General features: G+C 48.6%; 14 protein-coding genes. 13 read left to right on the forward strand and 1 reads right to left on the reverse strand.

Annotated features, from left to right (window positions below; all coding sequences use genetic code 11):
- The first annotated feature begins 6 nt into the window (after positions 1 to 6).
- The 12 genes from AC4EVX_RS09560 (at position 7) to AC4EVX_RS09615 (ending at position 13,629) form a co-directional block, all read left to right on the forward strand.
- Positions 7 to 828, forward strand: a complete 822-nt coding sequence (locus AC4EVX_RS09560; RefSeq protein ID WP_490160104.1) for an adenosylcobinamide-GDP ribazoletransferase — start codon at positions 7 to 9, stop codon at positions 826 to 828.
- Between the two features lie 89 nt (positions 829 to 917).
- On the forward strand, positions 918 to 1,313 hold the full coding sequence (locus AC4EVX_RS09565) for a bifunctional adenosylcobinamide kinase/adenosylcobinamide-phosphate guanylyltransferase (protein WP_177976862.1): 396 nt from the start codon (positions 918 to 920) through the stop codon (positions 1,311 to 1,313).
- A gap of 51 nt (positions 1,314 to 1,364) precedes the next feature.
- On the forward strand, positions 1,365 to 2,375 hold the full coding sequence (gene cbiB / locus AC4EVX_RS09570) for an adenosylcobinamide-phosphate synthase CbiB (RefSeq protein ID WP_490160092.1): 1,011 nt from the start codon (positions 1,365 to 1,367) through the stop codon (positions 2,373 to 2,375).
- The gene (locus AC4EVX_RS09575; protein ID WP_177976863.1) at positions 2,345 to 3,472 is read left to right on the forward strand and encodes an aminotransferase class I/II-fold pyridoxal phosphate-dependent enzyme; all 1,128 of its coding nucleotides are present in this window, start codon (positions 2,345 to 2,347) and stop codon (positions 3,470 to 3,472) included. Before cbiB ends, AC4EVX_RS09575 begins: the two co-directional genes overlap by 31 nt.
- Before the next feature lie 118 nt (positions 3,473 to 3,590).
- Positions 3,591 to 5,186, forward strand: coding sequence for a response regulator (locus tag AC4EVX_RS09580; RefSeq protein ID WP_177976864.1), 1,596 nt, complete (start codon positions 3,591 to 3,593; stop codon positions 5,184 to 5,186).
- 22 nt (positions 5,187 to 5,208) lie between these two features.
- Positions 5,209 to 7,158: a sensor histidine kinase gene (locus tag AC4EVX_RS09585; protein ID WP_490160093.1), complete on the forward strand. Its 1,950-nt coding sequence runs from the start codon at positions 5,209 to 5,211 to the stop codon at positions 7,156 to 7,158.
- Positions 7,158 to 8,132 (forward strand): substrate-binding domain-containing protein, encoded by a 975-nt coding sequence (locus AC4EVX_RS09590; protein ID WP_177976866.1) that lies wholly within the window; start codon positions 7,158 to 7,160, stop codon positions 8,130 to 8,132. The genes AC4EVX_RS09585 and AC4EVX_RS09590 overlap by 1 nt, the downstream gene beginning before the upstream one ends.
- A 187-nt stretch (positions 8,133 to 8,319) precedes the next feature.
- The gene (locus AC4EVX_RS09595) at positions 8,320 to 9,285 is read left to right on the forward strand and encodes a galactose ABC transporter substrate-binding protein (protein ID WP_490160105.1); all 966 of its coding nucleotides are present in this window, start codon (positions 8,320 to 8,322) and stop codon (positions 9,283 to 9,285) included.
- A gap of 152 nt (positions 9,286 to 9,437) precedes the next feature.
- Entirely contained in the window at positions 9,438 to 10,559 is a 1,122-nt protein-coding gene (locus AC4EVX_RS09600) for a substrate-binding domain-containing protein (RefSeq protein WP_177976867.1), read from the forward strand.
- Between the two features lie 92 nt (positions 10,560 to 10,651).
- A complete protein-coding gene (locus AC4EVX_RS09605; RefSeq protein WP_308451741.1) occupies positions 10,652 to 12,187 on the forward strand; it encodes a sugar ABC transporter ATP-binding protein in 1,536 nt (511 codons plus the stop codon).
- 21 nt (positions 12,188 to 12,208) lie between these two features.
- Positions 12,209 to 13,207, forward strand: coding sequence for an ABC transporter permease subunit (locus AC4EVX_RS09610; RefSeq protein ID WP_177976869.1), 999 nt, complete (start codon positions 12,209 to 12,211; stop codon positions 13,205 to 13,207).
- A gap of 191 nt (positions 13,208 to 13,398) precedes the next feature.
- Complete coding sequence (locus AC4EVX_RS09615; RefSeq protein WP_308451739.1) at positions 13,399 to 13,629, forward strand: hypothetical protein; 231 nt, start codon at positions 13,399 to 13,401, stop codon at positions 13,627 to 13,629.
- A gap of 119 nt (positions 13,630 to 13,748) precedes the next feature.
- Here AC4EVX_RS09615 and AC4EVX_RS09620 read toward each other — a convergent pair whose 3' ends face one another.
- Entirely contained in the window at positions 13,749 to 14,198 is a 450-nt protein-coding gene (locus AC4EVX_RS09620) for a CYTH domain-containing protein (protein WP_177976870.1), read from the reverse strand.
- A 579-nt stretch (positions 14,199 to 14,777) separates the two neighbouring features.
- On the opposite strand from AC4EVX_RS09620, the gene tig reads away from it, so the two are divergent.
- Positions 14,778 to 16,064, forward strand: a complete 1,287-nt coding sequence (tig, locus tag AC4EVX_RS09625; RefSeq protein WP_490160094.1) for a trigger factor — start codon at positions 14,778 to 14,780, stop codon at positions 16,062 to 16,064.
- The last annotated feature ends 8 nt before the right edge of the window (positions 16,065 to 16,072 follow it).

The raw sequence follows: 16,072 nt of genomic DNA on the forward strand, positions 1-16,072 counted from the left end.
AAAACGATCACCGAAGAGAAAACCAGTGAGAATCAAGAGAAACATAGAGGACAGAAAAAAGGAAACTGGCGGGAGAGCTTTATCATCGCCTTTTCGATGTATTCAAGGATTCCAATGCCACGAACGGAGTGGACGGAAGCGGGAATGCAGTATGCGCTCTGTTTTTTTCCGGCAATCGGGATTGTGATTGGAGCGGTTGTGTGTGTCTTTATGTGGATTGCACAGCAAGTCAGACTCGGTGAAATCGCTGTCTGCTGTATCGGGACGGCAATTCCATTGTTGATTACCGGAGGAATTCATATGGATGGATTTCTTGACACGACGGACGCACACAGTTCGTTTGCGGATCGAGAGAAAAAACTTGAGATCTTAAAAGACCCGAATACTGGGGCATTTGCTGTTATCGGCTACGGAGTTTATCTGCTTCTCTATCTTTCTGCGTGGTCGGAACTCAAAATAGTTGCATTTCCGGCAGTCGGAGCTATCTATGTGATGACGAGGGCGCTGAGCGGATGGTCGGTTGTGGGATTTCCAAAAGCAAGAAAAAATGGACTTGCAAGTACATTTGCGACGGGGGCGCGAGATCGCACGGTGAAGCAGACGATGATTCTGTGGTGGATTCTTGCGATGGCATTTCTTGTGTATTTTGCGGGATGGATTCCGGCACTTTTGATGGCGGGAGCGGAATTGTTGGTGTTTCGGCATTATTATCATATGGCGGTGCATGAGTTTGGCGGAATGACCGGTGATCTTGCAGGACATTTTTTGCAGTCGGCGGAGCTTGTGATGTATCTGGTGGTTGCAGGATACGGCTTGCTTGTGTGGTAATGGATTAATGGACGCAAGGTTAAACAAAATGAAACAAGATTTAATGCGCCGTGAGCAAGAATATTTGAGCAGAGAAAGGAAACAGAACGATGATTTTGATTGTCGGAGGACGCGGGCAGGGGCAGACCGAGTATGCGAAGCAGTGCTTGAATGATTTGAGTGAAAGCAAGGAAGATGGATTTCGCATTGCAGATGGCAATTCAGATGAGCCGAAAATGGCGATTGGAGCAGATCTGATCTTGAATCTTCATGCATTTGTGCGAAGCGTCATGAAAGTGGGGGGCGATCCGCGAGTATTCACAAGAGAACTTCTTGAATCTGCACCGGAGATTGTCACGATCGATGAAGTTGGATGTGGGATTGTCCCGATCGATGCATTTGAGCGCGAGTATCGGGACGAGGCGGGAGTCGCAGGTCAGCTCTTTGCTTCGCATGCCGATCAGGTATTTCGCATGATCTGCGGAATCCCGCAGAGGATTCGATAACATTTAAAAGAAATCCAAAATGAATTTAGAAACAAGAGGAAGAAAAGAATCATGATGATACTACGGGAGATACTGGAAAATATTCCGGAATATGCGGGAGTGCTCTGCGTGGGAGCCGTGCTTGATCTTCTGATCGGAGATCCGCAGAACTGGTGGCATCCGGTTCGCTCGATCGGATGGCTGATCTCCTTTCTGGAGAAAAAGCTTCGGGCGATTTTTCCGAAGACAGAAGGCGGAGAGCTTGTGGCAGGTGGGGTACTTGCCGTGCTTGTTCCGGCAGTCAGCGTATTCTGCGCATGGCTGGTTCTTTGTGTAGCATGCTGGATTCATCCCAAGTTGAAATTAATCATCATGGCAGTGATGTGCGGACAGCTTCTTGCAGGGCGCTCGCTTCGGGATGAGAGTATGAAAGTGTGTCGGGCACTTCAAAACAGAGATGTCGAGGGAGCGAGATATGCGGTCTCCATGATCGTTGGCAGAGACACAAAACCTCTCTCAGAGGAGGGCATCACAAAGGCAGCGATCGAGACGGTCGCAGAGAATGCCTCGGACGGTGTGATTGCGCCGATGATGTGGATGTTTTTCTTTGGCCCTCTCGGGGGATTTTTTTATAAGGCAGTCAACACGCTCGACTCGATGGTGGGCTACAAGAATGACCGCTATCTCTATTTTGGCAGGGTTTCCGCGCATCTCGATGATGTCGTGAACTGGATACCGGCGCGTTTTGGTGCGCTCTGCTTTGTTGTGGGGGCGTGGATTTTGCCGGGATACGATGGAAAGAGCGCATGGAAGATCTGGCGAAGAGACCGTCACTGCCATAAGAGCCCGAACTCCGCACAGGGAGAGTCAGCATGTGCGGGAGCGCTGGGACTTCGTCTTGCCGGAGATGCGTGGTATTTTGGAAAACTGGTGAAAAAACCGTTTATCGGGGATGAGACGCGCCATGCGGAAGCACAGGACATCATTCGGGTCAATCGCCTGATGATGACGGCGTCGTTTCTAGCCCTGATTGCGGGAGTGGGAGGCATGTTATGGATCAGAGGCTTCATGGCGGGATTTTAAATTATGAGGAGCAAACGAGTGGAGAATATCTCGATTATTCGGTGAATATCAATCCACTTGGAGTACCGGATTTTGTCAAAACGGCAGTCGCAGACAGCATTTTGTCGCTGGATCGTTATCCCGATCCGGAGTGTCGGAGACTCTGTCGCCGCCTCGCAGAAGTTCACAATCTGGGCGCGACTCAAGTGATCTGTGGAAACGGAGCGGGCGATCTGATTTATCAGCTCGTAAATAGTATGCACCCGAAGCGGGCAATGGTTCTCGCACCGACATTTTCGGAGTACGAGTTTGCGCTTGGGAGTGTGGGGTGTCAGGTGGAGCATTTTTTTCTTTCGCGCGAACAGGATTTTCGACCGGACATGAGAGCGCTCTGTCAGACAGTCGCAGAAAAATCGGATCTGGATCTGATCTTTTTTTGCAATCCGAACAACCCGACCGGAATCAGTGTGAGTCGATCAGAGCTTGAGAAACTCGTAAAGCTCTGTGAGAAAAAGAACATTCTTCTCGTCGTCGATGAGTGTTTTCAGGAGTTTCTTGATGAACCGGATCGAACTTCGGTGATTCCGCTTCTTCGACAGGGAGAGACTTCGCACAAGAACCTGATCGTTCTTCGTGCATTCACAAAGACCTATGCGATTGCCGGACTCCGACTCGGATATCTGCTCGTCGCAGATCCAAGTTGGAAAGTGCGCCTTCGCGAGCGTCGTCAGCCGTGGAATGTCTCTCTGCCGGCGCAGAAAGCCGGACTTGCCTGTCTTGGCAATCAGGGAGAGGCGTATGTAAAGCAAGCGCATGCTCTGATTCGAAGTGAGAGAGAACGAATCAGCGATTGCATGCAGGCACTTGGCTATCGGATCTATCCGTCGGAGGCGAATTTTCTGTTTTTTGAAGTTCCGTGGGAGTCACAGGGGGAAAAGAACAATCCGGAGACGCTGTTTTCGTTTTGCATGGAGAGAAAGATTCTGATTCGCGATTGTGCAAATTACCGGGGAGTGGGAGCGGGATCTTATCGCATCTGCGTGCGGACGGAAGCGGAGAACAAAAAACTTTTGCAGGCACTGAAAGAGGCAAAAGAAGCAGAAGAAGTAAAAAAGTAAGCAGAGCCAAATAAACAGACAAATTCAATTCAAAGAAACAGAACAGACGAATCCGTAAATGACAAAAAGACGCAAAACAGAAGCAAATCGGTAAATGGCAGAAGGGAGAAGAGACAGAATGGGGTTATATCGAATTATTCTTGTGGATGACGAGGAGGAAGTCAGAAAGGGAATCATCAAAAAAATCAACTGGGAGACTCTCGGATTTGAGGTTGTGGGGGATGCCGAGAACGGGCAGGATGCACTTGAGAAGATTGAACAGCTTGAGCCGGATGTGATCATGACTGATATCCGCATGCCCTACATGGATGGGCTGGAACTGATTGCAAAGATCAGGCAGAAATATCCGTCGATGAAGGTGCTGATTTTTTCTGGATACGATGATTTCGAGTATGCACAGCAGGCGATCAAGCTGAATGTGACGGAGTACATTTTAAAGCCTGTCAACGTGGAGGAACTCACGGAGATTTTGACGCGTGTCCGTGAAAATCTGGACAAGGAGATTGAACAGAGAAGAAATCTCGATCTTTTGCGGGACAGTTACCTGAAAAGCCTTCCGATTCTCAGAGAGCTGTTTTTGAATGAACTCATCAGTGGGAATGGCAAGGAGGACACCGAGAAGCGCCTCAAAGAGTATGAGATCGATCTTATCGGCGCGCGCAAGTGGGTCACGGCAGTGATCGGGATTGAGCCGGAAGCCGGTCCCCTCGCCCATCATCAGGAACTGATTCCGATCTCGGTGCGCCGTCTGATTGAGGATAACTTAAAACCTTATTGCCGAAATGCAGTCTTTGCAACTTCCGAAGGTCTGGCCCTGATCGTCGCAATCGATGATGACAAGACAAAGACAGCCCTGATTGATCAGCTTGGTGACATCTGTAAGGAGTGTCGGAGAATTCTGGAAGTCACGGTCACGATCGGAATCGGACACAGCAGTCAGAGCTTAGAAGAACTTGGAGTTTCGTATCAATCGGCAGTTGATGCGCTCGGATACAAGGCGATTGTGGGACCGGGAAGCACGATCTACATCAACGATATGGAGCCGGTCAACCGCGGAAAACTCCAGTTTGATGCGAAAGAAGAGGCAGAACTGATCGGTGCAATCAAATTTGGCGGGAGAGAAAAGATCGAGGAGATGGTGCAGCAGATCACGGCGCGGATGGAAGACGCAAAGGTGCATGTGCGCCAACAGCAGATTTATATGATGGCGGTGATCAATGTGCTGATGCGCCTGATTCAGCAGTATGACCTCAATGCGTCCGAGGTGTTGCAGGTTCCGGAGAAATATCAGGAGATCCCGGACGCGATGCAGAATCGGGAAGAGTTTGAGGAGTGGCTGATCCGGACGGCATGTCGAATCAGTGAGATGATGGGACGGGAGAGAGACAACACGGCAAAGCGCATGATTCTCGATGCAAAGCAGTACATTCAGGAAAATTACCAGAATCCGGATCTCTCTGTTGAGATGGTTTGCCGTCAGCTTCACCTGAGTCCCGCGTACTTTTCCACGATGTTTAAGAAGGAGACAGGTCAGACGTATGTGGGATATCTGACGCAACTGCGCCTTGACAAGGCGGTCGAGCTTTTAAATACGACGGATGACAAGACTTACATCATCGCTCAGAAAGTCGGCTATCAGGAGCAGAATTATTTCAGCTATGTGTTCAAGAAGCGTTTTGGAGTCTCTCCGACCCGCTTCCGTCAGGCACAGTAGATAGGCTAAAGAGGGAGGATTTATGAAAAAACGGGAAGGAAGCGGGCGATGGGGAGATCTCGGCATCCGAAATACGATTTATCTGTATTTTACGGTCAGTGCGCTCTCGGCAATGATTCTGATCGGAATTTCGCTCTACGGGCGTCTGTCCGGTCAGATGACGGCGACGATTCTCGAGGAAAACCAGGGAATGATCACAATGCTCAATCGCTCGGTCGACTCATATCTGCGCACGATCATGAAATTGTCGGACTCACTCTATTACGGAGTTGTCAAGAATGCGGATGTAACCTCAGATGTGAGGTCCGATGTGATGAATCGGGAGATGACGATTCTCTATGACAACAACAAGGATACGGTTTTAAATATTGCTCTTTTGTCGCGGGAGGGGGAACTGTTGCAGGCAGTTCCCGCTGCGAGATTAAAGTCGGACCTTGATGTGACGCAGGAGGACTGGTTTCAGGAGACGCTTGAGCGGACAGATAATGTGCACTTTACAATTCCTCATGTGCAGTACATTTTTGATAACAGTGAAAATCAGTATCGCTGGGTGATCACAGTCTCCCGTGCAGTCGAGATCACGCGGGGAACGTCGACGGAGCAGGGTGTTTTGCTTCTCGATGTCGGCTACGGCAGTCTTCAACAACTGCTTGATAACATCACACTCGGAAACCAGGGGTATCTCTACATGATCGGAAGCGGAGGGGAGCTGATTTACCATCCGCAGATGCAGTTGATCGAGTCGGGGATTGTGCAGGAGAACCTTGAGTCGGCATCCGCCTACCGGGATGGAGCTTACCGGGAAACGTATCTCGGGGGAAAGCGGGAGATCACGGTTAAGAGCGTCGGATATACGGGATGGAGGATTGTCGGGGTGACGCCGGAGCACGGAATCACGCTCAATATGATCAAGACAAATCTGTTTTTGATCTTTATTCTCGCATTTTTCCTCTTTGTCTTGATTATCATCAACAGCTTCATCTCCTCGCGGATCACAACACCGATTCAGGAGCTTGAAAAGTCGGTAAATGCGCTTGAGGCGGGAGAACTTGACACGAAGGTCTATGAGGGTGGTTCGTATGAGATTCGCCATCTCGGAAGATCGATCCGGAGCATGGCAAAGCAGATTCGGGTGCTGATGGACGATATTGTGGCAGAACACGAGTCAAAGCGAAAGAGTGAGTTTGACACGCTCCAATCCCAGATCAACCCACATTTCCTCTATAATACACTCGACATCATCGTCTGGATGATCGAGAATGAGCAGAAGGCGGAGGCAGTCAAAGTCGTGACGGCACTTGCGCGGTTTTTCCGCATCAGTTTAAGCAAGGGCAGAAGCATCATTCCGGTGAAGGATGAACTTGAGCATGTGCGAAACTATCTGATGATTCAGCAGATGCGTTTTAAGAACAAGTTCACTTATGAGATTGAGGCAGATCCGGAGACGCTTGAGATGGCGAGTCTAAAGCTCATGCTCCAGCCCCTCGTCGAGAATGCAATCTATCACGGGATGGAATTCATGGATGGGGACGGCGAAATTCTTGTGCGCGTGGAGACGGAGGAGAGCGGGCTGTGCTTTACGATTCAGGACAATGGTCTTGGCATGACGCAGGAGCAGGCGGAGAATCTTCTGACTTCGACAACGCCTCATGTCTCCTCAAAGCGGGGGTCTGGAATCGGAGTCAAAAATGTGAACGAGAGAATTCGTCTTTATTTTGGAGAGACTTACGGACTTGAGATTGAGTCGGAGCCGGATGAGGGAACAACGATCCGGATTCATCTGCCGGCAGTGCCGTATTCAGAGATCTTAGAAAAGGAGAAAAAAGAGAAAGAGCAGAAGATAGAGAAAGAGCAGAAGGCGGAGAGACCAGAGAATTCAGCACATACAGGAAATGTACGGAATACAAACAATATAGGAAACACAGGGAATATTAGAAATACGGCGGATGCGGGGAAGGAGAAGGACGTGTGATGAAAGCGAGAGAAAAATTATTTGTGGCGGTGTATGTGCTGTTTCTCGTCGTTCTGTATCTGCTTTCTTCGACGGATCTGATTATCAAGGAACGAAGGCAGGAGATCTGCCCGATCTCGATTGTCGCAGACACGACGAGCGACGAGTACTATGTCAATTTTAAGAAAGGCATGGATCAGGCGGGAATCGAATTCCACGCCGATGTGCGTTTCGTCACCCTCTATGAGGAAAATCAGACGGATCAGCAGATTGATCTGCTGATGAGGGAGCAGCAGGACGGGGCGAGAGTGCTGATCTCTGTGGCAGTCGATGAGACGAGTCTGGAAAATGCACTTGCAGACAAGCAGATTTCCGTGCCGATTGTCGTGATCGGGACAGAACTTCCGATGGACAAGGTGTCGGCGGTGGTGATGACAGACACGTATGAGATGGGAAAGACACTTGCCAGGAAGGCGATTGAGGAAAATGAGCCGGATGTGAGGTTCTATGTATTTGGAGGAGAAAAAGAAAATTCAAAGGTTAGACGGTTTTACGATGGCATTTCTTCCGCGCTTGAGAAGGAGGGGCGGACAGCGATTCGGATCAGTGATCCGGGAGAAGGGGAGAACTTTCGGAGCACGATCGAGTCACTTGTTTATCCGGAGAGCGGGACGGCAGTGATTCTTGCGCTTGATCCGAAGAGTTTGGAGATGACAGCGGATATTCTTGCAGGAAGCAGTGTTTACCAGACGTATGTGAAGGGGCTTTACGGCAGGGGCACAACGGTGAAAATCTTAAATGAGCTGGATAAGGGGATTATTCGTGGAGTCTGTGTCACGGATGAGTTCAGTCTCGGATATCTGAGTGTCCGGCAGGCAGTTGCAGTGGCGAAGAATCAGACGGTGCAGGACCCGATTGTTCTACCAGATTATTATATAGAGAAAGAGGATCTGCGAAATCCGAAGTATGAAAAAATGCTCTATCCGATTGAGTAGTGGATTTTCCATAATATTCATCTGGAGTGATAGGAGTTTTTGGGAGGGGAGAAAAGGGAGGAGATGCAAGATGATGGGATGGACAAAAAGAGAGGAACGAAAGAGCCTTAGATGGATGACTTTCGGGCGAAGTGTTTCTGGAGCATTTGTTTCTGAACTGCTTTTTTGGGGAGTGCTTGTTTCCGGGATGTTTCTTTCCGGGTGCACGCCGTCAAATCAGAGGGCGGAGCAGAAGAAATCGATCAGGATCGGGGTCAGTCTTTATCGGGCAGAGGATACGTTTATCAACAATCTGCGGAGCGAGCTTGAGGAGAGTGCCAAGTCCTATGAGCAGGAAAATGGAATCAAGGTCACGCTTGACATCCAGTCTGCAAAGGGAAATCAGAACACGCAGAATAATCAGGTCGAGCGTTTTCTTTCGCTTGGCTGTGATGTGCTTGTGATTAATCCGGTTGATCGGACTTCGGCATCGTCGATCATTGACAAGGCGATGACGGCGGGCGTTCCGACGATTTTTTTCAACCGTCAGCCGGTGGAGGAGGATATGAACCGCTGGGATCAGCTCTACTACGTCGGTGCAGACGCAAAGGAGAGCGCTGTGCTTGAGGGGCAGATCGTCACGGATCAGTACAAGAAAGATCCAGCGAGCATTGACCGAAACGGGGACGGCGTTGTCCGCTATGTGCTTCTCGAGGGCGAGAGCAGTCATCAGGATTCGCTGATTCGGACCGAGTGGTCGATTCAGACGCTCAAGGACGCGGGTGTTCCGATCGAGAAAGTGATAGGTGGAATTGCAAACTGGGAGCGCAGTCAGGCATCCGCACTGATGGAGCAGTGGCTTGAGCAATATCCGGGGGAGATTGAGCTTGTGGTCAGCAACAATGACGATATGGCGCTTGGAGCGATTGACGCGATCGACCGCGCTGGGGTGTACGGGATCACCGTTGTCGGAATCGATGCGACGACAGCGGGGCTTGATGCGGTGCATGCAGGGAAAATGCTCGGCACTGTCTCTTCGGATAAGAAGGAGTATGCAGGAGCGATCATGAAGATTGCGACGGCAAAAGCACTCGGCGAGGAGATTCCGGAGAATATGGAATTGGAAAATGGTAAATATTACTGGAGCAAACAGAGAATTTTTGCCGAAAAATAGTAAAAAAGATGACAAATCGAAAAAAATCCATAAAATCGAAAAGAAAATCTTATAGAAAAATACAAAGCGAAGGGCTATAATATAGGTGTCGATGGGACAAAGTAAACAAAATTCGACAATGATTTCATGTATGTAGAGGGAGGATTTACACTATGAGATTAACGAAGAAAGTAACAGCAATGGCTATGGCATCTGCAATGATTCTGTCCATGACAGCATGTGGAGGTTCCACTTCCAGCAGTGCAACTACCGCAGCACCGACCGAGGCAGCAAAGACTGAGGCAGCAGCAACCGAGGCAGCAAGCACCGCTGAGGCAGTAAAGGAAGCTGCAGGTGATGTTGATCTTTCTGATAAGAAAGTCGGCGTCAGCATTTATAAATTCGATGATAACTTCATGACTCTGTACAGAACCGAGTTACAGCGTTACCTGACCGAGGATCTTGGATTCAAGGCTGAGAACGTTGTTATCCAGGATGGTAAGGGCGATCAGGCAGAGCAGACCAACCAGATTCAGAACTTCATCACCCAGAAGTACGACGTTCTGATCCTGAACCTGGTACAGGCTTCTTCCGCACCGGAGATCACCGATATGTGTAAGGAGGCTGGAATCCCGGTTGTATTCATCAACCGTGAGCCGGATGAGGCTGAGGAGACCAGATGGAAAGATGAGAAGATCCCGGCTACTTATGTAGGTTGTGACGCTAGACAGTCCGGTACCTATCAGGGTCAGGAAATCTACGAGACCGAGAATAAGGGCGATATCAACGGAGATGGCAAGGTTTCTTACATCATGATTCAGGGTGACCCGGAGAACGTAGATGCTCAGTACAGAACCGAATTCTCTGTAAAGGCTCTGACCGATGAGGGCATGGAGGTTGAGGAGCTGTTAAAACAGCGTGGTGACTGGGATCAGGCAAAGGCTCAGCAGATCGCACAGGATGCTTTAAACCAGTACGGCGATAAGATCGAGGTTATCTTCTGTAATAACGATGCAATGGCACTTGGTGCTTTACAGGCAATCGAGGCAGCTGGACGTACCGTAAACGAGGATATTTATCTGGTAGGTGTTGATGCTCTGACCGAGGCTGTTCAGAACGTTATCGATGGCAAGCAGACCGGTACCGTATTCAACGATCACTTCTCTCAGGCTAAGATGGCTGCTGATTGTGCAGTAGGCTACTTGAAGGGTGAGGATGTTGATCCGGTGAACATGGTTGACTACATCAAGGTTACCCAGGACAACGCTCAGGAGATTCTGGACAAGCTGAAATAAATTAGAACCTCTTTGAAAGACAGGAACCGGGTGTGTCCACGGACACACCCGATTTTTCTGAAATATGGCAGGAAGGAAAGGAGTTAAACGGGATGGCAGAACAGTACAGACTGGAAATGGTTGGAGTGAGCAAGTCCTTCCCTGGCGTTAAGGCTCTGGACGGAATCAGCTTGAAAGTGCGTCCCGGAACCGTTCACGCTCTGATGGGAGAGAACGGAGCAGGAAAATCAACTCTGATGAAATGTCTTTTCGGCATCTACAAGATGGATGAGGGAAAGGTATTTATTGATGGAGAGCAGGTCAACATTGCAAACCCGGATGAGGCACTCAAGAAAGGTCTTGCGATGGTGCATCAGGAGCTTCAGCCGATTCCGGATCGTTCCATTGCAGAGAATATGTATCTGGGAAGATACCCGATGAAGGGCGTGGGTCCGCTTCGGATGATTAATCACAAAAAGATGAATGAGGAAGCCGAGAAATGGCTGAGAAATGTAAAGATGGATTTTGATCCGAAGATGAAACTCGGAACACTCTCCATCGGTCAGATGCAGTCGGTTGAGATCGCAAAGGCGGTCAGCCAGAATGCAAAACTCGTAATTCTTGATGAGCCGACCTCTTCGCTGACGGATAATGAGGTTGAGGCGCTGTTCCGAATCATCCGTGATCTGAAATCGAGAGGTGTTTCAATGATCTACATCAGTCACAAGATGGCAGAGCTTCGTCAGATCTCCGATGACATCACGATCATGCGAGATGGAACGTATGTCGGTTCATGGAAGATGGCAGATATTTCTGATGATGAGATCGTAAAGCAGATGGTAGGTCGTGAGCTGACGAATGTTTACCCGCCGAAGGAGGATTACCGGACGAATGAGACCGTTCTGAAGGTTGAGCACCTGTGCAGTATTCATGAGCGCTCGTTCCAGGATTGCTCGTTTGAACTGAAACGCGGTGAGATCCTTGGATTTGGTGGACTTGTCGGTGCACAGCGTACCGAGATGATGGAGGCGATCTTCGGAATGCGCCACGTCGCAAGCGGTAAGATCGAAGTTCTCGGCAAGGAAGTGACGATCAAGCGTCCGGAAGATGCGATCGATGATTCGATCGGAATGATCACGGAGGACCGTCGAGGAACCGGTATTCTCGGATGTTTGAGCATCAATGATAACACTGCGATTGCTTCTTATAAACACTATACGAACGCTGGCGTGATTGACCAGAAAAAAGTCGATGCAGTTGTACAGGACAGCATCAAGAAGCTGAATATCAAAACTCCGAGTGGTAAGACCCTGATTCAGTCGCTTTCAGGTGGTAACCAGCAGAAGGTAATCATCGCCCGCTGGCTGGCAAACAACCCGGATATCCTGATCATGGACGAGCCTACGCGAGGAATCGATGTAGGTGCAAAATATGAGATTTATCAGATCATGATCGATCTGGTAAAACAGGGCAAGTCCATCATCATGATTTCGTCCGAGATGCCTGAGCTAATCGGTATGTCGAACCGTATCATTGTTATGTGTAACGGTCACATCACCGGAGAGCTTGAGGGCGAAGAGGCAACTCAGGAGCAGATCATGGCGTGTGCAACGCAGTTTGATCTTCGTGGAAAATCAGCCGAAAAATAATCCAGTCAGGAGGGTTCAATCATGACAGCAAAAAAATTTAATGCGAAAGATTTCCTTATCAATAACGGAATCATTGTTGTGCTGGTACTGCTGGCACTCTACACCGGCATCATGCAGCCGACATTCTTCTCACCGAGTAACATCAAAAACGTATGCTTAAACGTAGCACCGCGATTCATCATCGCTTGTGGCGTTTCCGGATGTCTGATCACAAAAGGTACGGACCTGTCCGCAGGACGTATGGTAGGTCTGGCAGCCTGCATCGCAGGTACTTTGCTTCAGAAGGCAGATTACAGTGGTAAGTTCTTCCCGAACCTTCCGTTCTTCGGAACCTGGTGGGTACTGGCAGTTCTGCTGATCTGCGTGGCAGTTTGCTGTGTATTTGGTGCAATTAATGGTCTTGTTATTTCTTACCTTCAGGTTCCGGCATTCATCGGCACTCTGGGTATGCAGTTGATCGTTTACGGTGTCTGCCTTGTTTACACGAACGCAACCCCGATCGGTGGTTATCGTCCGGCTTACACCGAGGTTGCAAAGGGACAGCTCTTTGGTGTCATCCCGTATCTGTTCATCATCGCACTGGCAGTTGGTCTTGCAATGTGGTTCGTTTACAACAAGATGCCTCATGGTAAATATATGTACGCAATCGGTGGTAACGAGCAGGCAGCAGAGGTTGCCGGTGTTAACACGAAGAAGACAAAGATCCTCATCTACATCACCGCAGCAGCTTGCTACGCACTGGGTGGTTTCCTTGTAGGTGCAAAGTCCGGTGGTTCTTCCGTAAACATGGGTTACGGCTGGGAGCTTGAGGCAATCGCAGCATGTACGATCGGTGGTGTATCTGTAAACGGTGGTATCGGTAAGATCTCCGGCGTTCTGATCGGCGTTCTGGTATTCGAGATCTTGAAGACCTGCTTACAGTATCTGGGCGTAGATACAAACTACCAGTACATCGCACAGGGTATCGTTATCGTCGTTGCAATCGCTTTGGATATCAGAAAGTACATTGCCAAGAAATAAGCGAGAAATCGAGAGGATTTCGATACGTCGTTTGTGTTACATAAAAGGATATTGATTTTTTTCATAAAGCATTTCGGTCTGAGAGGGCTGGAATGCTTTATGTTTATATTGTTTTAGCGAGTTTGGTAATGTCGACGATGAAAGATAGTGAAAAGAGCGGAATAAATGGAATAAAACGGAAGGTGAAAGATATGGCAGAAAAAGAACAGGAACTAAAGATGACGGAGATGTCAGAGCTGGAGCGGGAGAATCAGCGACTCAGAGAAGAAAATCAGCGCTTAAAAGAGTATCGTGCGTCTCTCCCGCCGAAGGAACGACTTTATGATCGGATTCCGCTGACTGTAAAACAACTGGATATGATTATCGCGGGACTTGTAATTTTGTTTTTAGTTGTCTGCGTGATGGGGATGATGCACCACTAGGTGCTGTTTTTCAATTTCCAATTATAAATATAGGGAACTCCTCCGATGGAATAAGTCGTGCAAACTTGTTCTCACATTGTTGGACTAGGTTCACCAGATTAGATAAAGAAGTTTATTTTTTATAGTCCCTTGCTCAATTTACTGTTCTGATATTCTCCAGTGAAAGTTACATCTCTGCCAAACCATGCAGGCGGAGTGAAGGCGAGAGCTTCTTCTTCTGTTGGAAATTCTACTTCTGCAAGAATCAGTCCCTGATAATCTCTTTCAAAAATATCAAGCTCGATTGTAAGAGCAGTTCCCTCGATCGGAATGCGGTATCTGCGTTTGCTGAGGATAATGCCGTCGGCTTTTTCAAGAAGATGCAGATAAGCGGTTTCATTCAGTGGCAGATTGTATTCCTCGCGTGCGAGAAGACCATGAGATTTGTATGTCATGTAATATTCATCTCCGTCACGGCGAACACGAACGACAGGATCGGTGCAGAGATAAGCCTGTTCAATCATCCGTGATGGAAAATTTTCATATCCGTCAGGAAGTGTTTCGATCTTATATTTTCTCTCAATTTCCATATTCAAAATCCTCCAAATGTATATAGTTTTACACTGCGTTTATTTATCAGTGTATTGCAAAAAGGTAGATAAAAAATAGCTCATAAACAGTATATCAGATTTTAGATCGAATTGCTTATAAACGTGGAAATTATATAATAATCTATTAGCATTAAGATTTTTAGAGAAATTATAGCTGGTATTTAAAATAAGTGAAAAATTGATTTTGGTAAAAGAATATGGTTTGAGATGATGGAAGGCGACGGAATGCGAGAAAGTCCGGGCAAACCCGTGTGAGACGTCGGTGCTTAGGTCGCGTACTTTGCGACCTTATGCACCGCTACGTCCGCTCAGCGTATCGAGGAAGCGCCAGTGACGCTTCCGCTGATTTACCCGGAGCGAGAGCGAGTTTGCGCGGACTTATCTCGCTGGAGGAGCCGAGAGTAGAAAAAACAAAAAACGGCGTATTTTCGCGGAAAAGAGCGTATATTTAGGCAAAAATAGGGCTAGTAATTAAGAAAACACTATGCTATAATGGTAACTTGAAGTGTGGCGCCCTGCCGTGACGACCATACATAGATTTAAGGAGGAACCCATAAAATGAGTTTACAGGTAGAGAAGTTAGAAAAAAACATGGCAAAACTGACCGTAGAAGTATCGGCAGAGCAGTTCGAGAAGGCTCTTACCGCTTCTTACAACAAGAATAAGAACCGGTTCAACATTCCTGGTTTCCGTAAGGGAAAAGCACCGCAGGCAATGGTTGAGAAGATGTATGGCGTCGGCGTTCTGTACGAGGATGCAATCGAGGAAGCTCTGGACGCAACCTACGGTGATGCTGTAAAAGAGAGCGGACTGGAGATCGTTTCCAGACCGGAGATCGGCGTTGAGCAGATCGAGAAGGGTAAGCCGTTCATCTACACCGCAACAGTTGCAGTTAAGCCGGAAGTAACCCTGGGCGAGTACAAGGGTGTTGAGGTTGAAGGCGCAAAGGCTGACGTAACCGATGAGGATATCCAGAACGAGCTGAAGAAGGTTCAGGAGCAGAACTCCCGTCTGGTAGCAGTTGAGGATCGTCCGGTAGCTGACGGAGATCAGACCGTGATCGATTTCGAAGGATTTGTTGATGGAACTCCGTTCGAGGGCGGAAAGGCTGAGGATTACACCCTGGTGATCGGTTCTCACTCCTTCATCGATACCTTCGAGGATCAGCTTGTTGGCAAGAACGCAGGCGAGGAAGTAGAAGTAAACGTAACCTTCCCGGAGGAGTACCATGCAAAAGAGCTGGCAGGAAAGCCGGCTGTATTCAAGGTAAAGATCAAAGAGATCAAGAGCAAAGAGCTTCCGGAGCTGAACGATGAGTTTGCAAGCGAGGTTTCCGAGTTCGAGACCTTAGATGCATACAAGGCAGATCTTCAGAAGAAGCTGGCTGAGACCAAAGAGAAGCAGGCTAGTGCTGAGAACGAGAACAAGGTTGTTCAGAAGGTTGTTGACAACGCAACCATGGACATCCCGGCTCCGATGGTAGACCAGCAGGTTACCAACATGATCAACGACTACGCTCGCAGAATGCAGAGCCAGGGTCTGTCTCTGGATCAGTATCTGCAGTTCACCGGCACCACTCTGGATCAGCTGAAAGAGCAGATGCAGCCGCAGGCTGAGAGCCGTATCCGTGCTCGTCTGGTACTCGAGGCAGTTGCAAAGACTGAGAACATCGAGGTATCTGAGGAGACCGTTGAGGCTGAGCTGAAGAAGATGGCTGAGACCTACAAGATGGAAGTTGAGCAGGTTAAGAACATCATGGGCGAAGACGGCTTAAAGCAGATGAAGGAAGATATGGCAGTTCAGGAGGCAGCTGATTTCCTGGTAGCACAGGCAAAGCTGGTTTAATTGAAAAA

The organism is Brotaphodocola sp., from assembly GCF_983179755.1.